The following is a 23,972-nucleotide window of genomic DNA, read 5'->3' on the forward strand; positions in this document are numbered from 1 at the left end:
TCACTCGTTTGCCGCGCGTTCAGCTTTAGCGTCACGCACAATCTGGCGCACGTCAGACAACAGCGCTTGGGCGTCATACACAATGCCATCGCGAATGGTGTAGCGAATGCCCGGTGTTTGCATCGGTTGGTTATTATCGTCTAAGCGGTAATGGCCTGTGCCATACAGCACTTTAAAGTTACCCAGTGGGTTGTCAGCGACCACCACCAAGTCGGCTTTTTTGCCTGGGACCACGCTGCCAATATCCTGCTCTAAGCCAAGTGCTTCGGCGCCATGTAAGGTCGCGGCTTGAATCACTTCTAGGGCGTTAAAGCCCGCTTCACGCAGTAGCTCCATTTCCTGAATATAGCCAAAACCATAAATTTTATAGATATAGCCCGAATCAGAGCCTAAGGTGACGCGCCCGCCGTGGTTTTTATAATCATTTAAGAACGCCATCCATAAGCGATAGTTTTCACGCCATGCGATTTCATGGTCGGTGGTCCAGTCAAACCAATAGGAACCATGGCCGTAACGGCTTGGGGTGAAGAAGTCCCACAAGGTCGGCAAGGTGTATTCGTCATGCCACTCTGCGTTACGTTGGCGGGCTAAATCGCGGCTGGCTTCGTAAATATTCAGCGTCGGGTTGATAGTGAAATCGAGTTCTACCAGTTCGTCGCGTACTGCGTTCCAGCGCTCAGACCCGGGTGCGGCTGCTTGCTGCCACAATAGACCCGCTTCACCAAAGCGGTCTTGCTCGTTCTGGTAATTGTAGTCGGGCGAATAGTTTTGAATGCGCTGGTTGGTAAATAGCGCTTCCGGTAAGCCGTACCAATGCTCCATGGTGGTCAAACCCATGCGCGCAGAATCAAGTGCATTGGTGCGCACCACATTCAGCTGGGCATGGTGCATCATCGTACCTAAGCCTTGTTGCTGGGCTTCGTCTAATGCCGCTGAGATAACCCGCGGTGGCGCACCGAAAAACTTAATCCCCGCGGCGCCTGCTGCAGCAATATTGCGCACCCATTCGCGTGCCTGCTCTGCGGTAATAATGGGCTCGACACTACCTTGACCAAAACCCACGTAAGGCACAATGCGTGGCGCGGCAATCTGATTCGCTGCCGCACGCTCGACATGGTCTAACGTCCAATCTAAGCCATTAAAACTGCCCGGTTCACGCACCGTGGTAATGCCGTGGGCAAGCCATAGCTTGAGTACATACTCAGCAGGAATATTGTCAGCGGAACCCCCTAAGTGACCATGCATATCGACAAAGCCTGGCAAGACATAATGTCCGGTGAGGTCAATTTCCCGATCGTTAGGCCCAGCTTCAATCCGGCGCGGCGATACAATTGGCACCCCTGGGTAACCGACGGCATCTACGCGTACAATTCGGTCTTGTTCAATCACAATATCAACGGGCCCCACCGCTGGGGCGCCTTCGCCATTGATCACCGTTGCCGCACGCAAAATTAAGCGCTCGTAAAGGCCTTCACCCTCACTGCGTTCTGGGGCGGCGGGCGGTGCCGCTTGGGCACTCGCAAGCAGCGTGGCACTGACAATGAGTGCTGAGGTGCTCACCCGCAGGGGGCGGCCAAGGGCGATACGTAAACGCGAAAGCAGGCGTTGCGAGGCAGGAAATTGAGCTCTAAACATGACAGATTCTCGTTGTTGTTATAAGGTGAGCGCATTCATTTTGACCTTCAGTGTGACAAGGGTCTGCGATGCAGTCAATCTTCTCTCCACATGCTACCCATACCACCGAAGCGCAGGCGATTGCGGCCGAGCGTGCGGCACTGCGTCGCGCATTGCGTCAACGCCGCCAACAATTAACTGCCGACTTTCAACAGCAAGCCGCACAGCAATTGGTCACCCAAGTGCTGACACAAACTGACGTGCTAGCGGCTGAACGTATCGCTTTGTATCACTCATTTGGTGCCGAACTTGGCACCCAGCCTTTAATTGACGCCCTACTCGCTGCGGGTAAAAAGCTATGCCTGCCGGTGCTGCACCCATTCGCTAAGGGGCATTTATTGATGCTGAATGTGGAGCCGCACAGCGAATACCGGTTGAACACCTTTGGTATTCCTGAGCCGCCCCTGGATGTGCGCAACGTGGTACGCTTAAGTGAGATTGATTGTATGCTGGTGCCCTTGGTGGGCTTTGATTTAGACGGCCAGCGCATTGGTATGGGCGGAGGCTTTTATGACCGCACCCTGGCGGGCTGGGCGCACGGCCGTTATCCGAGTTTACACGTGCTTGGCTTAGCCCATGATTGCCAACAGGTGGAGCGTATTCCGACGCAACCATGGGACGTGGCGCTTGGTGGGGTGATCACGCCGACACAAAGTTGGCGCTTTAGCTTGCCGCACTCAGTATAATGACCTGATTGACTTACATTTGCTTTTATAGAGGAACTCAAAGATGTCCGATAATGCCAAGAAAATGGCCGCCGAAGCCGCCCTAGAATACGTGAAACCTGGGATGATAGTCGGTGTCGGCACGGGTTCAACAGTCAATTACTTCATTGACGCACTCGCCACCATGAAATACGACATTGAGGGTGCGGTATCAAGCTCTGAAGCTTCTACGCAGCGTCTCAAGGCCCATGGCATTGCGGTGTTCGACCTCAACGGCGTCAGCGACTTAGCGCTGTATGTTGACGGTGCCGATGAAGTGAATCGCCACAAGCAGATGATCAAAGGCGGTGGCGGTGCGTTAACCCGCGAAAAGATAGTCGCTGCAGTGGCCGAAACCTTTGTATGTATTGCCGATGACAGCAAGCTGGTGACTGCCCTCGGCGATTTCCCACTACCGGTCGAAGTGATTCCAATGGCACGTTCCTATGTGGCGCGCCAAATTGTGCGTCTGGGCGGTGACCCTGTGTTACGCGATGATTTCGTAACCGACAACGGCAACGTTATTCTTGATGTTTATAACCTAAATATTGGCAAACCTATTGAGCTTGAGCATAAGCTCAATCAAATTACAGGAGTTGTCACCAATGGTTTATTTGCCGATCGCAATGCAGACATCGTGTTGCTGAGCGACGGCAAAAGTGTGCGTACCATCACTTGATGCAAACGAACTAGCACACACGAAGTATAAAGTAAGCCCTTCATTCACCCGGCGGTTAAGGAAATGTTCGCCTCATGAGCCAGAGTAATTCGTTAGATAAAAGCCGTATTCGTATTGTGTTATTAGAAGGTGTGCACCAAAGCGCCATCGACTGCCTGCAACGCCACGGCTATCACAATATTGAGATTCACCACACCGCATTGTCCGGTGACGAATTAACCGATGCTCTGGCGGATGCGCATTTCGTCGGCATTCGTTCACGCACCCAATTGAGCGCCGAGGTATTGGCAAAGGCTCCGAAGCTGGTGGCAATTGGATGTTTTTGTATTGGTACCAACCAAGTCGACACCCAAGCCGCCAAAGCACTGGGTATTCCGGTATTCAATGCGCCGTTTTCGAATACCCGCAGCGTCGCCGAGTTGGTGCTAGCAAACATCATTTTCCTGTTACGCCGCATCCCACAAAAGAATGCAGCCTGTCACCGTGGTGAGTGGGACAAAAGCGCCCAGGGCGCGTTTGAAGCGCGCGGCAAGATCTTGGGTATTATCGGCTACGGCCACATTGGTACGCAGTTAGGTATCTTGGCCGAGCAACTGGGCATGCAAGTGATTTACTACGACATTGAAGAAAAATTGTCGTTAGGCAACGCGCAGCAAGTGAGTGCCTTGACCACGTTGTTAGAGCGTAGCGATGTGGTGACCTTACATGTGCCTGAAACCCGCGACACCCAAAATATGATAAGCCAGGACGAATTAAGCTACATGAAGCCTGGCAGTATGTTGATTAACGCCTCGCGCGGCACAGTGGTCGATATCGACGCTTTGGTGCATGCGCTGGATAGTAAGCATTTAAGCGGTGCGGCGCTGGACGTGTTCCCGGTCGAGCCCAAAGCGGCGAATGAAGCCTTTGTGTCGCCGTTGCAGCGCTTTGATAATGTCATTCTCACCCCGCATATTGGGGGGTCTACCCAGGAAGCTCAGGAAAACATTGGCGTAGAAGTGGCCGGTAAAATGGTCAAATACTCAGACAACGGCTCGACCTTATCGGCGGTCAACTTCCCAGAGGTATCGTTACCGTTGCACGCTGGTGCCAGCCGGATGCTGCATATTCACAAGAACCAACCTGGTGTGCTGCGCGCGGTGAACCAAACCTTCGCTGATTTGAATATCAACATTGCGGCGCAGTTCTTACAAACTGACAGCGAGATAGGTTATGTGGTGGTGGATGTCGACAGTGACCAAACTGCGACCTTACTGGAGAACCTCAAAGCCATACCCGGCACCATTCGATGCCGCGTATTGCACTAGCAGGCACTCACTTAGTTGCCTGCTATTTGGTTGCCTGAGTCTGCTGGTTCACGAGAGTTTGCCGCCTGAGTTTGCTCTACCAGCTCTGGCGGCAAAATGAAGCTAAAACAACTACCGCGCCCTACTTCGCTGTCCAGGTTCAAGCGTGAACGATGGGCTTCCAGGGCATGTTTTACAATCGATAAACCTAAGCCAGTGCCGCCAGTGGCACTATTGCGGTCCGCCTCTATACGATAGAAACGTTCAGTTAAACGGCTTTGGTGAATAGGGTCAATACCTGGCCCGTTGTCGCACACCTTAAATTCAGCGCTGCGATGACGGCGTAACCAACTAATATCGATCTGCCCGCCTTCGGGGGTGTATTTAATTGCATTGGTGAGTAAGTTCGACACCACCGCACGCAACTTATCAGCATTGCCATACACCGTCAGTGAATCGTCTAACGCGAAGTTGATCTGGTGCTGCTTTTGCTGGTTCAACAACTCAGCGTCTTTGCCACAACTGCGAATAATCGCGGCTAAGTTGACCTCATCGGTAAAGGTTTCAGGGCCACTCGATTCAATCCGTGACAATTCCAGCAGTTGGCTGACCATATTCTGCATGCGGGTAGTTTGCGCGCTCATCTCATGAATGGCTTTACTTACCTGACGCGCTGGCAGCATTTCAGGCTCATCAAGCATTTCTAAGTAGCCTTGCATCACCGTCAGTGGCGTCTTTAATTCATGCGAGACGTTCGCAACGAAGTCCTTGCGCATACGTTCAAGCTTCGCCAGTTGGGTCACATCGCGCGCTATCAGCAAAAGCTGGTTGTCTGCGTAGGGCATAATTCGCACTTCGATGTCCATGGCATGGTGCGCTGGCGAATGCATGGTAATCGCGTGGTCAAATTCGCCAGACTTAAAATACTTCACAAAATGCGGGTGGCGGATCAAGTTGGTAATGCGCAGCCCACTGTCGCCCGGCCACTGTAAACCTAAGTACAATTGCGCCAGCTTATTTGCCCAGGTGACAGTGCCGTCTTCTTTAAGCACCACCGCAGCATCGGGCATTGCTTCTGAGGCTTGGCGAAAGCGTCGGATTAACGTACTGAGTGAACGCTGGCGCGACTGGTTGCGGCGCAGCGTGCGGTAAATACCATCAAAAATATCGGTCCAGACGCCACGCCCTGGGGGTGGCAGCAGCGTGCGGCTGTCCCACAACCAATGGGTGAGGCGATGAATAAAGTAATAATGCCACACCAGCTTGAGCAGCAGCGCGAAGCATAATGTCTGCCAAAACGCGTCGAGGTACCAGCCCAGCATGGCAAAGGGCAGCACATACAACAGCAGCCCTTTGGCGATGCCATAGATAGAATAATGCTTACCCATGAACAAACGGCTTAGCGGTTAGAGAAGCGGTAACCAACTCCGCGCACGGTTTGCACCAAGCGATCATGCCCATGCAGGCTAATGGCTTTGCGCAAACGGCGGATATGAACGTCAACGGTTCTGTCTTCAACAAATACATTGGTGCCCCACACGTGGTCGAGTAGTTGCTCACGAGAGTATACGCGATCTGAGTGGGTCATAAAGAAATGCAACAAGCGAAATTCAGTCGGCCCCATATCGAGTGGGTCGCTATTTGCAGTCACCCGGTGGGACACCGGGTCAAGCTTGAGTCCTTCCACTTCAAGAGGTTCATCCAGTGAGGTGGGTGACACGCGACGGAACACAGCACGCATACGCGCCATCAGTTCTTTGGGCGAAAAAGGCTTAGTGATATAGTCGTCGGCGCCGACTTCGAGGCCGCGAATTTTATCTTCTTCTTCGCTACGCGCGGTCAACATAATAATTGGGATATGGCGCGTATGTTCCTGGCTCTTAATTTGCTTCGCCAACTGCACCCCACTACCGCCAGGTAGCATCCAGTCCAATAAAATCATGTCGGGGTAAGGTTCTGTGATTGCGGCTAAACCGCGCTCGAAGTCGCCAGCTTCCACAGGCTGATAACCATGTTGTTCCATGACAAATGCCAGCATTTCACGAATTGGGGCTTCATCTTCAACAATAAGTATCTTGCGCGCCATAGGGTCCTCGTTATCCTGTCTTATTGTCTGTGTATGCCAGCATTATGGCGTCATTTAATGACACTTTTATGACTGTTACCAAATTGTGTCAACTTTTTCGGTTAAAAATCAGTTGCACAGCAACGCCAGCTTGGTAGAGTGGCAAACTACGAAATAACCTTATCAAGAGTGCCTAAGTGGCGATGACGGATAATTGCAAAGTGACAGTATGGGGTCAACAGCACTTGCTTGCGAGGCGGTCGCATGGTGCCGTTTAATCGCATTTCACGAAAATTACTGACCCGCGTTCTGTCGGTTTATTTTGTCATTACCCTATTAATCACCAGCCTGCATATTGCGGCCGAATACTTTAATACTAAGCGCTACATCGTGTCTGAGCTGGCCCAGCAGCAATACACCGTTGGCGGCAGTTTAACCCGCTCGCTGTGGGAATTTAATGACCCTAACACCACGGCTATCGTTGAAGGCTTGATTAATATGCCCTCCGTCGGTGGTGTGTTAGTCCGCGACGATCAAGGCCAGGTGATTATTCAACGTGGCACGACCTTTGACCCCGAGTCATTGCCGATGCGCAATGAAGTGGTTTCGTTACCTGAAATCAATGGCGTGTTTGGGCACTACAGCCCCTTGGTGTTTGAATTTTCGGGGCAGTCTACCCGCGTCGGCGACGTGGCGATATTTTCTAACCGCGAGGTCGCCATTGAGCGCTTGAAAGTCAGCCTGCTATTTCTAGTCGTCAATGCCATTGTCAAAAGTACGCTATTAATTTTATTGTTTAGCTTCGCATTTCAACGGCTACTCAATCGGCCGTTTCGTCAGTTAAGCCAGCAAATCGAGAATTTTCATCTGGATGACCTTGAGCATTCACGTTTGCACTTGAAGGGCCAGCACAATAACGAATTTACGCAGGTCGAAGACGCTTACAATCAGCTGATTGATAACTTACAAGCGCACCAAGCTGAGCTTAAGTTCACCGAGCAGCAGCTGCGCCAAGTCAACCAGCAACTCGACAGTCAGAATAATTTGCTGGAACAGGAAGTGGCACGCAAAACCTCGCGTCTGAGCCACCTAATGATGGACTTACAAAGCCGCCGCCACGAATTAGAGCAGCGCCAATATAAGCTGGAGCAGGAAATTCGCCAGCGTAAACTGACTGAAAGTACGTTGAAACGCACCAATCAACGTTTAAAAGAGTCCTTAGAAACCTTGCAGCGTGCCCAAAGCCAGTTGGTTGAATCAGAAAAGCTTGCATCTTTAGGTGGCTTAGTTGCGGGCATCACCCACGACATCAATACCCCAATTGGGATTGGCGTGACCGCCAGTTCATTTTTAGCCGACCGCGTTGAACAGCTCGCCATTGCCCTTGAGGATAAGAGCTTAACCCAAAGCCAACTGCAGCAATTTATCCGTGACAGCCGTGAAAGCACCCAATTGCTGGACGGCAACCTAAACCGTGCGCGCGATTTAATTGAAAGTTTCAAGCAAGTGGCCGTCGACCAAACGTCCGAAGCCTTGCGCGATATTTGTGTGCTGGAATATATCGAAGGTGTAGTGCAGTCGTTGCGCCCTAAACTGCGGCATAGCGGCCACCAAGTCGTGGTTGAATGTGAACCCAACATTCGTGTGCGGTGCTTGGCCGGCTCTCTCGCCCAAGTGCTGACCAATATGATCTTGAACTCGTTGGTGCATGCATTTGAAGGTATTGAGAACGGCCAAATACGTATTCGCGTGCGTGCCCACAACGACACCCTGACCTGCACCTACCAAGATAACGGTAACGGCATGAGCCAGGAGCATCTTGATCATCTGTTCGACCCGTTTTTCACCACCCGCCCGAATGACGGCGGTAGCGGCTTGGGCACCCATATTATTCGTAATATCCTGACCCAAACTTTAAAAGGCGACATCACAGCACATAGCGCACCGGGTAAAGGTTTACGCTATGATTTCCATTTTCCCGTTGCAGTACTGAACACCTAAGTTAAACTAGGCGGCTACCATGCATGCTTGGTGTTATTACCGCGCATGATGCCTTTTAGCCTTGCACGGCTACAGCAGTTTAACGGAGTTTCCAATGTGGTTTAGAAACCTACGGGTGTATCAGTTTACCCAGCCCTTTAGCCTTCCTGACGATCTTGACGCACAGCTAGAGCAATACCCTTTTAACCCCTGTGGACGCCACCAGTTGGCTAGCTTTGGTTTCGTATCTCCGTTTGGTGAGCGCTCTGAAGTGCTGCACCATAAAGTGGGGCAAAATGTGCTGATTTGCGCCAAAAAAGAAGAAAAGGTTCTGCCCGCCAGCGCCATTAACGCGATGTTAGATGACAAAGCCGAAGCCTATGCACAAGAGCATGCGCGCCCAATGCCTAAGAAAGAGCGTAGCGCTTTAAAAGAAGACATTGTGCACGAAATGCTACCCCAAGCATTTAGCCGCTTTAGCGTGATTTGGGCGTATATTGATTTAGCCGGTCAGCGCTTACTTGTCGACAGTTCAGCCAGTGCTAAAGCGGAAGATTTCAATAGCTTATTACGCGGCGCATTAGGCTCGCTGGCCGTTAAACCTTGGGGCGCGCAGCAGTCAGGCGATGTGTTTTTTACTGAGTGGCTACAGCAGCAAGCTGCGCCAACACCATTTGAGCTAGGTACCGAAGCCGAGCTTAAAGGGTTAGGCGATGAACCTGCGAGCGTGCGATTAAAGCAGCAAGATCTAACCAGCGAAGAAGTTCAAAGCCATCTTGCCCATGCCAAGGTTGCGACCAAGTTAGGCTTAGTTTGGGACAACCACATGAGCTTCGTGTTAGAAGATGACTACGCGATTAAACGCCTTCAGTTTAGCGATGTGGTGAAAGAAAAGAACGATGACATGGCCGGTGCCGATAAAGCTGACCAGTTGGATGCCGACTTTACCCTGATGGCACTCGAGTGTAATGCGCTGATGGATGAACTAGCCACCGCTTTGGGCCAAACCAACGACGACTAACGGCCACCCAATCCAGGCCTAGTCGCACAAAGTTAATCGCGTAGCGCACTTAAGATACTTTGGTAGTCAGCCTGCACCGTAGGCTGGCGCCAAATTCCGACTCGGCTAATACAGCCACTATCAACATACAGCTTTAATACCCCATCTAAGTCGTTGACTTTGATTTGGCCACTGAGCATGCCTGCCAGTTGCATAAAGCTTAAATACGAGGGTTTGGGCGAGCCAATGCCTTCGCGCCATGCTTGGTGCAAATTGACTATCTCGTCATTGAACTGCCACTTATCCAGTATCTTCGCGCCCACCGGTACCGCAATCGCTTGCTGCGCTGCGCGGTAGGCTTCCATATCGCTTAATTGTCCGCGCTCAACAGCAACCAGTAACGGCAACACACCAATCCGCGAACTGCTACATGCCAATGCCAACGTATGGCTGTGTAAATCGGCTTCGCCCGGATAATGGTTCAGCAAGGTGACCGCAGCCGCAGTAAGTTCAATGCTTCGTTGCCACTGACGTGCCATTTCATTGCCCACCTGCGGGTTCTGCGACTGATACAAGCCTTCAAGGGCCATCCCTAAAGCGACGTGACGAATTTGCCAGAAGCCTAAGCGCATCAATGCTTGAGGTAAGTTTTCGGCTTTCACTTGGCGGCCAAGCCATGCGCTATTGGCGATTTTGATTAACCGTGCGCTTAACGCAGGGTCTTTGGCGATAATAAGGGCTAATCTTGGCAGCGTCATCATCGGGTCTGCGACCGCGTTTTGAACCTGCTGGGCAATATCTGGCAATGCCGGTAGAGTGAGCGTATCGGCGTCGAGGTCGCTGCTGACCTGATTAAGAAGATCCGTATGGGCGTGCATAATCACTTATCACTTTTCAACTATAGTCCGTTGCACGTTAGAGTGCCTTGAAATGGTGCACAACTCAAGTTTTGCACCCTTGGTGGTGGCATTTAACATCGCTCTTAGACGGAAAACCCGTTAAAATAACCGCCTAAGTTCGTTTCATTTACGTTTTCACGTTCGTTTTGATTAAGGCAATGGTACTTCATGACCCCAAGCTGGCAAGATCTTGACATCGCAGAGTCACTCGCAGAGGCGATGTTAGAACTCGGGCACCTTAAACCTACGCGCATTCAGCAGCAGGTAATTCCTGAAGCGATGGCTGCGCGGGATATTTTAGCCTCGTCTCCGACTGGCACGGGTAAAACCTTAGCCTATGTGATTCCTGCCATGCAGCACCTGATTGATTTCCCAAGGCAAACACCAGGCAGTGCACGTATTTTAGTGTTGGCGCCAACGCGTGAGCTGGCGGCGCAAATCCATGAGCAAGTCGCCTTCCTATGTCGTTATACGGGGCATACCTCGTTATTAGTCACTGGTGGGGTTAACTTTGGTAGCCATTTAAGCGCATTTGACAGCAATTTAGATATTTTGGTGTCTACCCCAGGTCGCCTGCTTGACTACTTAGGTCAGGAACGTTTTAGCGCCGAAGACATTGAATGGTTAGTGCTCGATGAAGCTGACCGCATGCTGGATATGGGCTTCGCTGATGCGGTTGCTAATATTCTTGCGGAAGCACGCCATGTGTCACAGCGCCTGTTATTCTCAGCCACCCTCGAAGGCGCGGCCATTCAACGCTTTAGCCAAGCGACTTTAAATGAGCCTGTGTATGTGGACGCGCAGCCACCGAAACGTGAGCGCGGTAAAATTGTGCAATGGGTGCATGTGGCTGACACCTTGGAGCACAAACAACAATTACTCCAGCATTTGGTCAATGAGCACCCGCTAGCGGTGCTGGTATTTGTCAAAACCAAAGAGCGCGTACTGGCATTAACCCAGTTATTACGTGGCCAGAACTACCGCGTCAGCATGCTACATGGTGATATGCCACAGCATGCGCGCACCCAAGCATTAGAAGACTTTACCCAAGGTAAGAACAAAATTCTGGTGGCGACTGATGTGGCAGCCCGCGGCATTGATATTGAAGACGTACAGCTGGTGGTGAACTTTGACATGCCACGCCGTGCCGATGTGTTTTTGCATCGCATTGGACGCACCGGGCGTGCTGGCAAAAAGGGTCTTGCAGTGTCATTGGTCGAGGCACACGACTCTGACATGCTGGGCCGTGTTGAGCGTTATATTGGTGAGAAACTCGAGCGCCGTTTCGTCAAAGGCTTACGCCCGCAACATAAGTTCCCTGAACCAGGCAAGAGCAAAGCCAAGAAAAAGAAGAAGAAAAAAGCCGCCAAGCGTTAAGCTTAAGCGCGCCCTCGTTTGCGGGCGCGCAGCTTTTTATAGCCGGCAAAGCACAAGAAGAAAGCCGCCGCACCTGCAACGTCGGCCACCACGTCCCAGACATCAGCGCCCCGCCCGGGAATATAGTACTGAATCATTTCAATGGCGATACCGTACGCAGTTAGTGCCAACATCGACACCCAATACGGCAAGCGAAAGGCATAATGCCAACTCGCAGCGACCACGAAAAACAGCCCAAAATGCACCACTTTATCTAAGTGCGCGATACCCTGCGGACCACTGGGTGGTGAACTCCAAAAAAAGAGTAACGAGACAAGGCAAAATACCACTACGAATACGCTACGCGCAGCCACACTATTGACCATGGGACTCACTTACCCTAATGATTTAACCACACCCAACTTAGCTGGGCTCACTGTTACTACCACATACCGGCTGCAACTTAGGGGCTAAGCTGAGGCCTGCGTATACACAGACACATTGCTGAACCCTTGCTCACGCAAATGCAGTGCTTGCATGCGGCTCATCACACCCTGGTCGCAGTAAAGCAGATAATGGGTGTCCGATGGAAGCCCCTTAAAGTGCTTTTCCAGTTTAAAAAATGGTAAAGATTCAACTGGGTATGGTTGTTGCTGCAGTGGGGCTTGCTCTTGCTCTTCGCTACGGCGAATGTCCAGAATGACCTGCGGCGCATTATCATTCGCACCTTGAGTAAGGTCAACTTTGGCCATGCTGGCATCATGCAACTGACGAATATCAATCACTTGCGCGTTATATACCTGGGCTTCAATCAACTCGTCGGTGATCACCGTTTCCGCCGCCTGAACCGCACCTAACTTGGCTTTCACCGTTGGCTTATTGGAAATCACGCCACAGTATTCAGGCATCGCAGCAGCCAATGGTTCAGTCCCGATATGGCGTGCAATATCGACAATGTCCTGCTTATCCATGGCAATTAACGGGCGCAACACTAAGCGATTGGTCACTTCGTCTATCACCGCTAAGTTACTTAAGGTTTGGCTCGACACCTGCCCCATGGCTTCACCAGTAACCAAGGCTTGGGCATTCACATAACGCGTCGCTAAGCAGGCAGCCCGCAGCATGGTGCGCTTGAGCACCACGCCCATTAAGCTGTTATCAACGTGTGCTAAGATTTTATCTACCAACGGCGCGAAATCGATGCTGATAAACTTCACCGGGTGGGTCGGCGAGAACTTCTGCCAAATATAATACGAGATCTCGCGCACGCCTGCTTCGTGGGCATCACCACCTAAATTAAAGAAGCAATAGTGGGTGCGCGCACCACGCTTAATCATTTGGTAACTCGACACCGTCGAGTCAAAGCCACCTGACATCAAACTCAGCACCGTTTCCTGACTCGGCAATGGGAACCCGCCTAAACCTGCAAAGCGCTTCTCAACTAAGAACACAGTGTCATCGGCGACCATGATAACCACTTCTTGTGCGGCGCCTTTAAGTTGCACGCGGGTGCCCGGCACACGCTCTAAAATGCCACCACCGATATAGCGGGCCATGTCCTGTGATGAAAAACTGTGATGCCCTTTGCGCTTCACGACTACCGCAAAGGTTTGGTTTTCCAGTTGCTGCGCTTTGAACTGCAACACCCACTCGAGTAAGGTCGCAAAGTCAGTCAACTCATGCTGTTGTACCCGTTCAAAATGCAGCACGCCTGGGGTGGAACTTAACCGCTCCACTACGGCTTGATGTTGCTGCGCAGATAGCTGTGCTGGTAATTGAGTCTCAATTCTGTCCCACAACCAACGCACGGTAATGTCGGCGTCAATCGCTTTAAGTTGATTACGCAAGTTCGCGGTAAGTAATTTACCGTGACGCGCCCGGACCGAGCGGCTCTTGACCGTTATCTCAGCTTGTAAGCGAATGATATACTTCATAAAAACCTGACAATTTAAGCAATACAACGCATCCAGCAAGCGTAGAGCCTGCTGGATGCTGAATAAAATGGAACAGAATTATACAAAAAAGCGAGGGTTTAGGCTAGTTGCTGCCCGCGTCAATGGGGTTGGATTCAATCGGACTGCCCTGCATGATAGCAATTTCCACACGGCGATTACGGCGCCGGTTGTCATCGCTATTGTTAGGCACTAGCGGCCGGGTGTCAGCTAAACCACGCACCGTCAAACGCGATTCTTCAAAGCCACTGACGTTGAGCATTTCTTCTGCCACTGCTACCGCACGCGCGCTGGACAAATCCCAATTCGAGCTGTGCATTTCCGAGCGTACACGCTGGTTATCGGTGTGGCCGGAAATTGTAATGTCACCGGGAATGTCATTGACGACCTCAGCGATACGGCGAATGACTGGCCGGAATTGCGGTTGCAAGAACGCAGACCCCTGAGGGAAGGTGCCTTGCTCACGAATACGAATCAGAATTTGTTGGCCAAGGCTTTCAATTTCCAGCGCACCGTCTTCAATTTCCTGCTCCATTTCTTCACGAATGCGGCGCATGGCTTGCTCGGTTTGCTCTGCCATTTGCATCATTTCCATTTGTTGCGGAGCTTCTTCACGCGGGTCAGCTTCGCCACCTTGGTCTTGTTGCGGACCACCCACATAATCATCCTCGCCATCTTGAAAGTCGAGGGTCTGTTGGGCCATGTCCGAAGTAACTTGCTGGATAGTTTCGATCGGCGTCGGGGTTGGGCGGCCTGGGCGAAATTCTTGCGCTATCACGCTCGTACCACGCGGAATATCTTCTACTTCAATGCGATTTTGCACCCCAAATGCAAACTGCATAGAACCTGCAATTTGCTTAAATTTAAGCACATCCATTTCGCTAAACGCCAATAGCAATACGAAAAAGCACAGTAGCAACGCCATCAGATCAGCAAAGGTCGCCATCCAAGGGGCTAAGCCCTTGGGCGGACAACGTGGACACTTCTTCTCTGGTGCTGGCATCGCCATGGTTATGCTTCCTCTACCACACGCTTAGATTCAGCCAGATAGTTCTTCAGCAGGCCTTCAATAATGCGTGGGTTCTGACCGTCCTGAATACCAAGCACGGCATCAAGCATCAGTTCTTGGTTTAGCTTTTCCTGCTCCATGCGCAACGTCAGTTTGTTGACGATAGGCACACATAATACGTTGGCAATAAACGAACCGTATAAGGTGGTCAACAAGGCAACAGCCATTGCCGGGCCGATGGCTTTGGGGTCGTCCATATTCGCCAACATCGCGACCAGACCAATCAGCGTACCCATCATACCCATGGCCGGCGATACATCCGCCATGGTTTGGAAAATGTTCGCGCTTTTACGGTGACGCTCGTAGGTTTGATCAATGTCCTTTTGCAGGGTGGCGCGCACCACGTCTGCGTCATGGCCGTCGACAAGCATATCGATGCCCTTGCGAAAGAATGCATTCGGAACTTCAGTTTCTTCAAGGGCTAAAAAGCCACCTTTACGTGCCGCGTCCGCCATTTCCACCGCTTTATCAATCAGTTCTTGCGGCTCTTCGATTCTAAAAATAAAGGCTTTAGCGACCACTTTGCCCGACGCCAAAAATTGCGCCAGAGGATAACTCGCCAAGACCACAAATAAAGAGCCACCAAAAACAATGAATATGGAGGGGACATTGACGTACAGCATCAAGTCGCCATTAAACAACATTGCCATGACAATGAAGGCTATGGCTCCTATCAAACCAATGAGTGTTGCTATATCCACACAAATCTCCCCATCGTGTGCGTGATTGAACAGGCGCTATTTTTCTGTATCTGCGCTACACTGACAAGCGTAAAATCAAGCGGCGCTGATTTAACATCGGCGGCGTTGACGATTTCTTTACTTAAAGGCTGTAGGTTATCTTGCTAACGCCGCTGGGTAAAGTAGCTTTAGGTAGTATTGTTAGCTGCCCTAGCCGCTTTTTTGTCAGTTGTTTGCGCGCTGCCTCAATTGAATTTTACGGCAAGGTTGGTTAAGGTTGCGGCAACCATTGGAGACAGCATAATGACCGAGTCGAATGACACCTCAGCAGCATTAGATGAACTAAGTTTTGAGCAGGCCATGAGCGAGCTTGAACATATCGTAGGCCAACTTGAACAAGGCGATTTACCCCTTGAAAAATCCCTTCAGCAATTTGAGCGCGCGGTGGCACTGTCCCGTGTTAGCCAGCAAAAATTACAACAAGCCGAACAGAAAGTAAGTGTACTGCTACGCCAAGGCGGCAACGACACCTTGCAGCCGATGTCTGATACAGAGAACCACGAGTGAATACAGAGCTTGAACCTGCGGTCGCTGAACTGCGCAATCGCCACAGCGATTTTTTAACCCAATACTTAAACCAACGTGAAGCGGTCAGCCCTCAACTGCTCGAGGCGATGAAATACGCGGTACTACTCGGTGGTAAACGCGTGCGCCCGTTCTTAGTTTATGCAGTGGGCTCAATGCTGGGCGCGACACTTAAAGACCTGGATGCACCGGCGGCTGCGATTGAATGCATTCACGCATATTCCTTGGTGCATGATGACCTGCCAGCAATGGACAACGATACCTTACGTCGCGGCCAACCGACCTGTCATATCGCGTTTGACGAGGCGACTGCCATTTTAGCCGGCGACGCCCTCCAAGCATTGGCCTTCGAGTTGTTGTGCACTCACCCATATGAGCAGGTGAATAGCGCAGCACAATTGCGTTTAGTCCAAGAACTCGCCCGCAGTGCAGGCGATTTAGGCATGTGCGGCGGCCAGGCGCTGGATCTTGCGGCAACAGGCAGCCAGGTGGGACAAACTCAGTTAGAGCAGATTCATGCCTATAAAACTGGGGCGCTGATTCGTTGTGCGGTGACATTTGGGCTTACATGCGCGCCGGATGTCAGTACCGAAACGGCGCAGGCTTTGCGTAAATGGGCGGATATCATTGGCTTAGCGTTTCAGGTTCAGGACGACATTCTAGATGTTGTCGGTGACACCCAGGCGCTGGGTAAATCCCAGGGCACTGACCAGCAACAAGGCAAGTCTACCTACCCTGGCTTGATGGGTTTAAACCAAGCGCAAGCGTATCTCCAGCAGTTGCATGAAAAAGCGCTACACGCCCTGCAAGGGATACCGTACAATACCCAATTGTTACAGCAATTCACTGATTATTTGATCACAAGAGACCGTTAGTAGATGTCACAAACCACCCCTAGCAACTCGTTTCCGTTATTAAGCTTGATTGACTCGCCAGCCGACTTACGCGCGCTACCGAAGCAAAAGCTGGCACAGGTGTGCCACGAGTTGCGCCAGTACTTGCTCAATTCAGTGAGTCAAAGTTCAGGCCATTTAGCGAGCGGTTTAGGCACAGTGGAACTCACAGTGGCATTACATCGCGTGTATCAAACCCCTTATGATCATATTGTTTGGGACGTGGGCCACCAGGCTTACCCGCATAAAATTCTAACCGGTCGCCGCGAGCAGTTATCCAGCATCCGCCAAAAAGATGGCTTGCACCCGTTTCCGTGGCGCGAAGAAAGTGAGTACGACGTACTGTCAGTCGGCCACTCCAGTACATCCATTAGCGCTGCTTTAGGCATGGCGATTGCCGCCGAAAAAGACGCCGATAACCGTAAAGTGGTGGCCGTAATTGGTGATGGCGCAATGACTGCTGGGATGGCATTTGAAGCCCTCAACCACGCCGGTGACATTGCCCCCAATATGCTAGTCATTCTTAACGACAATGAAATGTCGATTTCAGAAAACGTCGGTGCTTTGAATAACCATTTCGCCCGTTTGCTATCGGGCAAGTTCTACACGTCATTGCGTGAAGGCTCAAAACAGTTATTGCGTGGCATGCCAGTGGTACGCGAGCTCGCCAGCCGCGCCGAAGAGCATGTCAAAGGCATGGTCACCCCAGGCACCATTTTTGAAGAGTTAGGTTTTAACTATATCGGCCCAGTTGATGGCCATGATGTCGATAGCTTGGTCGAAACCTTGAGCAATATGCGTGGCATGAAAGGGCCACAGTTATTGCACGTGGTCACACGCAAAGGCAAAGGCTACGCCCCAGCAGAAAAAGACCCTATTGGTTACCACGGGGTGCCAAAGTTTGACCCTAAAATTGATCAGTTGCCGAGTGCGAAGGCGTCACTGCCATCGTATTCGAAAATTTTCGGCGACTGGCTGTGTGACATGGCCGCAAGCGATGACAAGCTAGTCGCCATTACGCCTGCGATGCGCGAAGGCTCTGGCATGGTCGAATTCTCGCAACGCTTCCCTGACCAATATTATGACGTTGCGATTGCTGAACAGCACTCAGTCACCTTAGCTGCAGGCTTGGCGATTGGCGGGTACCGACCTGTAGTCGCAATTTACTCAACGTTCTTGCAGCGTGCGTACGACCAGGTGATTCATGACGTTGCGCTGCAAAATCTGCCAGTGGTATTTGCGATTGATCGCGCAGGTATTGTTGGCGCCGACGGCCCTACCCACCAAGGTGCCTTCGACATCAGCTTCTTACGCTGCATTCCCAATTTGGTGGTAATGACCCCAAGTGATGAAAACGAGTGCCGCCAAATGCTGTATACCGCATACGACAGCAAGCGCCCTGCGGCAGTGCGTTACCCGCGTGGTAATGGCATTGGCTGTGACTTAGCGCCACTTAGCGCATTGGTGATAGGTGAAGCCAAGCTGCGCCGTGAAGGCAAGGATGTAGCGATATTAAACTTCGGCACCTTGCTACCTGACGTTATGCAAGCAGCAGAGAATCTTGGCGCGAGCGTGATTGATATGCGCTTCGTGAAACCTCTGGACGAGGCTGCGATTACGCAAGCGGCTGCACAGCATAAGCTGCTGGTCACCGTGGAAGAGAATGCGATTGCAGGCGGTGCAGGCAGTGCGGTGAGCGAACTATTACATGCCCAAGGTAACGCCACGCCGGTGCTCCATATTGGTTTACCGGATGAGTTTATTAAGCATGGTACTCAGGGTGAGATCCGCCAAGAACTGGGCTTGGACGCTGCCGGAATTGAAGCGACTATTCGCAAACGCTTAGAGAAAAATGCTTAACGCTGGTTAGTGATGGTGCTCGGGCGCTGCGATTACAGCCCGAGCCAACCTAATGCAATTAATGCGTGCAAAATAGCTAAGGTTGCCAGACCCGCCAAAATATCGTCCAACATGATGCCTAGCCCACCATGCACATGCTTATCTAAATAACGGATAGGCCATGGCTTCAAAATATCGAAAATCCGAAATAGCACAAACCCTACCAACAAGGTTTGCCAGCTAATTGGTAACCATAAAAACGCCACCATAAAGCCCGCAATCTCGTCCCACACAATCGCTGGGTGGTCGTGCTCACCCATGGCTTTTGCGGTATATCCACAAAAATAAACCCCGACGATACAAGCCAGCAGTGTAGCGATGGCAAACCCAGTGTGTCCAAGATAACTAGCGAGAATGACAACTGGTATCGCCGCAATAGTCCCAAACGTGCCAGGCGCCTTGGCGGCCAAGCCGCTGCCGAAGCCTAAAGACAAAAAGTGAATCGGATTTTTCAATAAATGGGCATATTGCATGGTTTATCCTTTCGGCGAATCCTTGGCTGCGGCAAAATGTTGGTAGCCACGCCCTTGCGCGCTCACCTCTTGCTGATGATCAAACATGCGTAAACCCGGTTGCTTGTCGATTTGACCAATACAGGTCAAGCTGACGCCAGAATGTGCCAAACTGGTTTCAAGGGCACCACGCTCTTCCTCTGGTACAGTAAAGCACAGTTCGTAATCATCGCCACCGAATAAGGCAAAATCCCGACGTTGCTCCTCATCAAGCCCAAGCATGACCTTTGAATACGGCAGTTGGTGCAAGAATAAACGCGCACCTACGTTAGAGCGCTGTAAAATATGACCTAAGTCTGCCACTAAGCCGTCAGAGACATCCACACAACTGGTCGCGGCATGGCGGATAGCTTGACCCAATGCCACCCGTGGCGTTGGGTAGAACAAACGCTCTTCTAGCTGGTGACGCACAAAATCGGTGGCCTCTAAGAGCCCCTGCTGTACCGCTAACGCGGCTGCGGCGTCGCCAAGGCAACCACTGACAAATATCCAATCGCCTGGTTTGGCACCAGCACGAGTTAGCTTTTGCCCTTCTGGTAACAGGCCTTGGGCAGTTAAGGTCAGGGTCAACGGGCCGCGCGTGGTATCGCCGCCAATCAATTGGCAGTGGTAATACTCGGCTAGCTCATACATGCCAGCGGTGAAATCTTCAATCCACTTGGTGTCAACTTCGGGCATGGTAATCGCCAGTGACAACCAAGCAGGCTCCGCACCCATAGCGGCAAGATCAGACAAGTTCACCGCCACCAGCTTATGACCGATGGCGCGAGCAGGCATATGTGCGTCGAAATGAACCCCCGCCACCATGGTGTCCGTGGTGACTGCAATTTGGGTTGCTGGGGTAGTTGTCACCACCGCACAATCATCGCCTTGTCCCAAAAGCACATCACTGCGGATATGCTTTTGGCGGCTGAAGTATTGTGCAATTAACTCAAATTCGGTTAACTGTGACATGTCACTATTGGCGGGCCGAACGCAAGCTGTCGACGGCTTTGTCTAACACACCATTGACGAAACGGTGGCTGTCGTCAGCACCAAAGGCTTTAGCCAGTTCAATCGCTTCATTCATGACAACTTTGTAGGGTACGTCGACACGGAATTTCAGCTCGTAGGCTGCAACCCGAAGAATCGCACGTTCGATTTGGTCTAAGTCAGCAAATGGACGGTCGGTAAACGGTGACAATGAGCCGTCTAAGCTGTTGGCTTGGGTCGCAACACCACGGATCAGGTCTTGGAAATAATCGACATCCACTTTACTGGTGTCGTTATCCGTTAAAAATTCCGCTTCGATGTCACTGATGCTATTGTCCGATAACTGCCATGAATAGATGGCTTGGATAGCAAGACGACGCGCCTTACGGCGAGCTGCTGGTTTCACGATATTCTTCCTTACAACTGTTGCAGAACGTTGACCATTTCAAGCGCACTTAAGGCTGCTTCTGAGCCCTTATTGCCATGCTTGACGCCGGCGCGATCAATCGCCTGCTCGTCAGTGTCAGTGGTGATCACACCAAACGCGACTGGAATACCAGATTCCATCGCTACGCGTGCTAAACCTGAATTGGCTTCACCAGCAACAAAATCAAAGTGTGGCGTACCGCCACGAATCACTGCACCGATGGCAATCACAGCGTCATACTTACCGCTATCGGCAACTTTCTTTGCTGTCAGCGGTAGTTCGTAGGCACCTGGAACGCGTACCACGGTGATGTCGTCGGCGCTTACCTGGCCGATGCGCTGCAATGTGCCAACTGCACCTTCTAGCAGCGCGTCGACGATGAAGCTGTTAAAACGTGATACGACAATGGCAAATTTCTTACCCGGCGCCGCAACGCCACCTTCAATAATATTCATCTGTATGTCCAAGCCACTTAAAAAATGGTCGCTAGTGTAGCATAGTGCGCACTAACGCGCACGATAGCGATGCAATATCTCGTCATTATTCGCATTTTCTGCGACAAATTCTAAGCGCGATTGCTCGAACTGTCCGCGCGCAAATTGGTTGCTGCTTGCGCTAGGAAACAACACTCGCTCCAGGCCCCAATCGTCCCTTAACCAAGTCAACAATTGCGGCACGAGGGCGTCGGCATCACCTGATTCTTGTCCCGCCTGATTCAGCCAAAACGTTACTTCGGCTTGATAATCGGCGGCACGAAAGCCATTAACCCCAGCGCGCTGCTGCACTGGGTTGATGAACACGGCGCCGCGGATACGACGATGAGCAGCATCGCGTATCACATAGGTGTAGCCACGCTGGCTTTCATGTTGCTGCAAGTAAAAGCGAATGGTGTCCAGATTACCTTCGGGCGTGAGCCTCGGCGTTGGCCAACCCCAGCCTAAAGTTCTCAGCAGCATGGCTTGGGAGCTTCGAAAGGCTTGAAAGTAAGCTTGATTGTCAGTTTCCTGCAACGGCTCAATCGCCCATTTTTCATCGCTTGCTGGTGCCGGTTCAAATGCAAGCTCACGCGCATGGCTTGACGACATCATCATAACGGCAAGTACAGCACCGCACCACACCATCAGCCTTGAGTGTCCGCTTAAGGATTGAGTTTGGTTGGCCATTATTCGTTCTCCAAAATTTTACCGCGCGCTTTGCTGGTAAAGTGCTGAATCTGAAGTAGCGCTGAATGGATGTCTTCCGTAGCCTGGCTCATGCTACCCACCACACCATGGGCACTGTCGCGTTGCACCGGAATACCGCCAATACGCGTCAAAAAACCTTTAATTGGAAAGCGAAATAACGAATGCTTGCCTAAAAAGTTGACCTCTAAACCGAGCTTGAACTTCACCATTAAGCCAACAAAGAAGTCCCAGTTTGACGTATGCGGCGCAATCGCGATAATCGCTTTGGGGATATCTGGCAATTGCCCTTGCACTTGCCAGCCCCCTAACAGCTTGAGCCCCATACGCCCTACCCAGCTTACCCATGGGGAGGGCTTGGCTGGTAGTGCCTGATACTGGTTATCCGAATCGCGTCTGTCCAAGCATAGTGACCTAACGTTGTTCCACTAACAATGCACGAACTTCGCGCAATTTACGCTTCACTCGGCGTTGATTGTCTAAGCCCATACGTAGCATCTGCTTTTGTGCGGCTGGCAATTGTTCCAAGTCTGGATCTGCGAACGTATACATCACACGATCATCTTCTAAAGCCAGCATACCCTCAGGTTCTGGCGTGGTCAGCAGTACATCAATGGCTTCAATCACTTCATCAATGAACGCCTGATCAGGATGCGCAATTTCGCTAAACGCTTGGGCAAACAAAGGTTCAAAGTCACGATAGGCTCGCACTAAACGCTGGCTGTCTAAGCCAACAAACCACTCCACAATTTCATTGTAACGCGCGTAGGCACGCTCATCGATATATAGCTGATTATCAACGGTTTGGGTGCTGAAGCGCGCGTCGGGGCCAGCAATCGTAGCGCTTTCACGAATCACATCGCCGTCACTTAAGTTGTGCACGAAAATAACCAAATCACGCACTAAGTGTTCAGACCGGATCGGTCGCGTATTCAGTTCACGCTCCCGGGCTTGCTCCATCACAAACTCAGTGCTCTCGTTTAAGTCTGGTAACTCAAGCTCTGGCGCTTGCGGCTCGTCCATGGCGGGCGTTGGTCGAATTGGAGCAGGCTCTGGCACGACTACTTCGGTATCGGGTTCGCTTGACTCGGGTCGCTGCGGCTGTGGTTCTGGCTCTACCCTTTCCTGCACCGGTTGTGGTACCGGGCGGCGCTCGCTGACAGCGCTGTCATCGTCGCTTTGCCATAGCCATAAGACGACGCCGAGAATAACCACCAAAACCACGGCGATAACGATACTGATCACACCCTTGCGATTGCCGGCGTCAGGTGCCGATCTGGTATCTTGCTCAGGTTGATTTTGGGCATGTCTGTCAGTCATTTACTCACTCTCCAAAGCGCAGTCGACACATTATTGTTCGGGGCGCGTAAACACAGGCGCGCTCTCTGAAGACAACGCGGCATCGTATTTATATCCCTCGGCAGTAAAACCTTTTAATTCTTTTAACGAAGTGACCTGATTCTCCACCACATAGCGCGCCATCATGCCTCGCGCTTTCTTGGCGTAAAAGCTAATCACTTTTAGTTGACCGTTTTTAGTATCCTTAAACACCGGACTAATAATCTCAGCGTCTAACGCCTTTTTGTCAACCGCTTTAAAATATTCATTCGACGCTAGGTTAAGCAAATACTTGTCGCCACTTTGCTGCATATCTTGATTTAATTGCTCGGCTATACGCGCGCCCCAGAATGCATACAGGTCTTTACCACGCGGGTTATCCAGCTTGGTGCCCATCTCTAATCGATAGGCTTGCATCAAATCCAGCGGTCGTAGCAAGCCATACAAGCCGGACAGAATACGCATGTGTTGCTGAGCGTATGCAATCGTGTCAGGGCTCAAACTAGCAGCATCTAAACCGGCATAGACATCGCCATTAAATGCGAAGACTGCTGCTTTCGCGTTGTCCGGTGTAAATGGTGTTTGCCATTCAGCGAACCGAGCGGCATTTAGCCCTGCCAACTTATCACTGATTTTCATCAAGCTGGCAATCTGCTGCGGGCTCAACTCACGTGCGCGCTGAATGAGTGCCGCCGAGTCGTCTAAATGACGTGGTTGAGTATAATCATCGACCGCCGCTGGGCTTTCGAAATCCAAGTTCTTTGCAGGTGATACAACCAATAACATCCAATCTGCCTCTTATACATTACGCTTAATACTTA

Annotated in this window: 25 protein-coding genes; 9 read left to right on the forward strand and 16 right to left on the reverse strand. The window is 51.4% G+C overall.

Annotation, left to right across the window (positions count from 1 at the left end):
- Entirely contained in the window at positions 1–1,635 is a 1,635-nt protein-coding gene (locus CWE07_RS10540) for an amidohydrolase family protein (protein ID WP_111569912.1), read from the reverse strand.
- A gap of 68 nt (positions 1,636–1,703) precedes the next feature.
- Between CWE07_RS10540 and CWE07_RS10545 the strand changes: the two genes are divergently transcribed.
- The 3 genes from CWE07_RS10545 (at position 1,704) to serA (ending at position 4,364) form a co-directional block, all read left to right on the forward strand.
- Entirely contained in the window at positions 1,704–2,360 is a 657-nt protein-coding gene (locus CWE07_RS10545) for a 5-formyltetrahydrofolate cyclo-ligase (protein ID WP_111569911.1), read from the forward strand.
- A 43-nt stretch (positions 2,361–2,403) separates the two neighbouring features.
- Positions 2,404–3,057 carry a ribose-5-phosphate isomerase RpiA gene (rpiA, locus tag CWE07_RS10550; protein ID WP_111569910.1) on the forward strand — a complete coding sequence of 218 codons (654 nt, stop codon included), beginning with the start codon at positions 2,404–2,406 and terminating at the stop codon, positions 3,055–3,057.
- A gap of 74 nt (positions 3,058–3,131) precedes the next feature.
- The gene (gene serA, locus CWE07_RS10555; protein ID WP_111569909.1) at positions 3,132–4,364 is read left to right on the forward strand and encodes a phosphoglycerate dehydrogenase; all 1,233 of its coding nucleotides are present in this window, start codon (positions 3,132–3,134) and stop codon (positions 4,362–4,364) included.
- Positions 4,365–4,375: 11 nt separating this feature from the next.
- Here the strand turns inward: serA and phoR are convergent, their stop codons facing one another.
- Complete coding sequence (gene phoR, locus CWE07_RS10560) at positions 4,376–5,731, reverse strand: phosphate regulon sensor histidine kinase PhoR (protein ID WP_111569908.1); 1,356 nt, start codon at positions 5,729–5,731, stop codon at positions 4,376–4,378.
- 11 nt (positions 5,732–5,742) lie between these two features.
- Complete coding sequence (phoB, locus tag CWE07_RS10565) at positions 5,743–6,429, reverse strand: phosphate regulon transcriptional regulator PhoB (RefSeq protein WP_111569907.1); 687 nt, start codon at positions 6,427–6,429, stop codon at positions 5,743–5,745.
- A gap of 243 nt (positions 6,430–6,672) precedes the next feature.
- On the opposite strand from phoB, the gene CWE07_RS10570 reads away from it, so the two are divergent.
- Both CWE07_RS10570 and rdgC read left to right on the forward strand, forming a co-directional pair.
- On the forward strand, positions 6,673–8,409 hold the full coding sequence (locus CWE07_RS10570) for a sensor histidine kinase (RefSeq protein ID WP_111569906.1): 1,737 nt from the start codon (positions 6,673–6,675) through the stop codon (positions 8,407–8,409).
- Between the two features lie 94 nt (positions 8,410–8,503).
- Entirely contained in the window at positions 8,504–9,409 is a 906-nt protein-coding gene (rdgC, locus tag CWE07_RS10575) for a recombination-associated protein RdgC (protein WP_111569905.1), read from the forward strand.
- Positions 9,410–9,441: 32 nt separating this feature from the next.
- On the opposite strand, the gene CWE07_RS10580 is transcribed toward rdgC, so the two are convergent.
- A complete protein-coding gene (locus CWE07_RS10580) occupies positions 9,442–10,266 on the reverse strand; it encodes an HDOD domain-containing protein (RefSeq protein WP_111569904.1) in 825 nt (274 codons plus the stop codon).
- A gap of 189 nt (positions 10,267–10,455) precedes the next feature.
- On the opposite strand from CWE07_RS10580, the gene srmB reads away from it, so the two are divergent.
- Complete coding sequence (gene srmB / locus CWE07_RS10585; protein ID WP_111569903.1) at positions 10,456–11,664, forward strand: ATP-dependent RNA helicase SrmB; 1,209 nt, start codon at positions 10,456–10,458, stop codon at positions 11,662–11,664.
- Between the two features lie 2 nt (positions 11,665–11,666).
- Here srmB and CWE07_RS10590 read toward each other — a convergent pair whose 3' ends face one another.
- The 4 genes from CWE07_RS10590 to pomA form a co-directional block, all read right to left on the reverse strand.
- On the reverse strand, positions 11,667–12,029 hold the full coding sequence (locus CWE07_RS10590; RefSeq protein WP_241974125.1) for a VanZ family protein: 363 nt from the start codon (positions 12,027–12,029) through the stop codon (positions 11,667–11,669).
- A gap of 84 nt (positions 12,030–12,113) precedes the next feature.
- A complete protein-coding gene (thiI, locus tag CWE07_RS10595) occupies positions 12,114–13,577 on the reverse strand; it encodes a tRNA uracil 4-sulfurtransferase ThiI (protein ID WP_111569902.1) in 1,464 nt (487 codons plus the stop codon).
- A gap of 103 nt (positions 13,578–13,680) precedes the next feature.
- Positions 13,681–14,604 (reverse strand): flagellar motor protein MotB, encoded by a 924-nt coding sequence (locus CWE07_RS10600; protein WP_241974126.1) that lies wholly within the window; start codon positions 14,602–14,604, stop codon positions 13,681–13,683.
- 2 nt (positions 14,605–14,606) lie between these two features.
- The gene (gene pomA, locus CWE07_RS10605) at positions 14,607–15,365 is read right to left on the reverse strand and encodes a flagellar motor protein PomA (protein ID WP_111569901.1); all 759 of its coding nucleotides are present in this window, start codon (positions 15,363–15,365) and stop codon (positions 14,607–14,609) included.
- Between the two features lie 282 nt (positions 15,366–15,647).
- Here pomA and CWE07_RS10610 point away from each other — a divergent pair, with 282 nt between their 5' ends.
- From CWE07_RS10610 to dxs, 3 genes are read left to right on the forward strand one after another with little or no spacing between them, the layout of a single operon-like run.
- Positions 15,648–15,911, forward strand: coding sequence for an exodeoxyribonuclease VII small subunit (locus CWE07_RS10610; protein ID WP_111569900.1), 264 nt, complete (start codon positions 15,648–15,650; stop codon positions 15,909–15,911).
- Positions 15,908–16,804, forward strand: a complete 897-nt coding sequence (ispA, locus tag CWE07_RS10615; RefSeq protein ID WP_420836546.1) for a (2E,6E)-farnesyl diphosphate synthase — start codon at positions 15,908–15,910, stop codon at positions 16,802–16,804. Before CWE07_RS10610 ends, ispA begins: the two co-directional genes overlap by 4 nt.
- Before the next feature lie 3 nt (positions 16,805–16,807).
- Positions 16,808–18,682, forward strand: a complete 1,875-nt coding sequence (dxs, locus tag CWE07_RS10620) for a 1-deoxy-D-xylulose-5-phosphate synthase (protein WP_111569899.1) — start codon at positions 16,808–16,810, stop codon at positions 18,680–18,682.
- Positions 18,683–18,714: 32 nt separating this feature from the next.
- On the opposite strand, the gene CWE07_RS10625 is transcribed toward dxs, so the two are convergent.
- The 8 genes from CWE07_RS10625 to yaaA are packed head-to-tail and all read right to left on the reverse strand — an operon-like array spanning position 18,715 to position 23,937.
- A complete protein-coding gene (locus CWE07_RS10625; protein WP_111569898.1) occupies positions 18,715–19,194 on the reverse strand; it encodes a phosphatidylglycerophosphatase A family protein in 480 nt (159 codons plus the stop codon).
- Between the two features lie 3 nt (positions 19,195–19,197).
- Entirely contained in the window at positions 19,198–20,187 is a 990-nt protein-coding gene (gene thiL / locus CWE07_RS10630; protein ID WP_111569897.1) for a thiamine-phosphate kinase, read from the reverse strand.
- Positions 20,188–20,191: 4 nt separating this feature from the next.
- Positions 20,192–20,611 (reverse strand): transcription antitermination factor NusB, encoded by a 420-nt coding sequence (gene nusB / locus CWE07_RS10635; protein WP_111569896.1) that lies wholly within the window; start codon positions 20,609–20,611, stop codon positions 20,192–20,194.
- Between the two features lie 11 nt (positions 20,612–20,622).
- Entirely contained in the window at positions 20,623–21,087 is a 465-nt protein-coding gene (gene ribH, locus CWE07_RS10640; RefSeq protein WP_111569895.1) for a 6,7-dimethyl-8-ribityllumazine synthase, read from the reverse strand.
- Between the two features lie 51 nt (positions 21,088–21,138).
- Complete coding sequence (locus tag CWE07_RS10645; protein ID WP_111569894.1) at positions 21,139–21,795, reverse strand: GNAT family N-acetyltransferase; 657 nt, start codon at positions 21,793–21,795, stop codon at positions 21,139–21,141.
- A complete protein-coding gene (locus CWE07_RS10650) occupies positions 21,795–22,217 on the reverse strand; it encodes a 1-acyl-sn-glycerol-3-phosphate acyltransferase (RefSeq protein ID WP_241974127.1) in 423 nt (140 codons plus the stop codon). Before CWE07_RS10650 ends, CWE07_RS10645 begins: the two co-directional genes overlap by 1 nt.
- 10 nt (positions 22,218–22,227) lie before the next feature.
- Positions 22,228–23,133, reverse strand: a complete 906-nt coding sequence (locus CWE07_RS10655) for a DUF3014 domain-containing protein (protein ID WP_111569892.1) — start codon at positions 23,131–23,133, stop codon at positions 22,228–22,230.
- A gap of 30 nt (positions 23,134–23,163) precedes the next feature.
- A complete protein-coding gene (gene yaaA, locus CWE07_RS10660; RefSeq protein WP_111569891.1) occupies positions 23,164–23,937 on the reverse strand; it encodes a peroxide stress protein YaaA in 774 nt (257 codons plus the stop codon).
- Positions 23,938–23,972: the final 35 nt, after the last annotated feature.

Source organism: Aliidiomarina maris (genome assembly GCF_003987335.1).
GTDB lineage: Bacteria > Pseudomonadota > Gammaproteobacteria > Enterobacterales > Alteromonadaceae > Aliidiomarina > Aliidiomarina maris.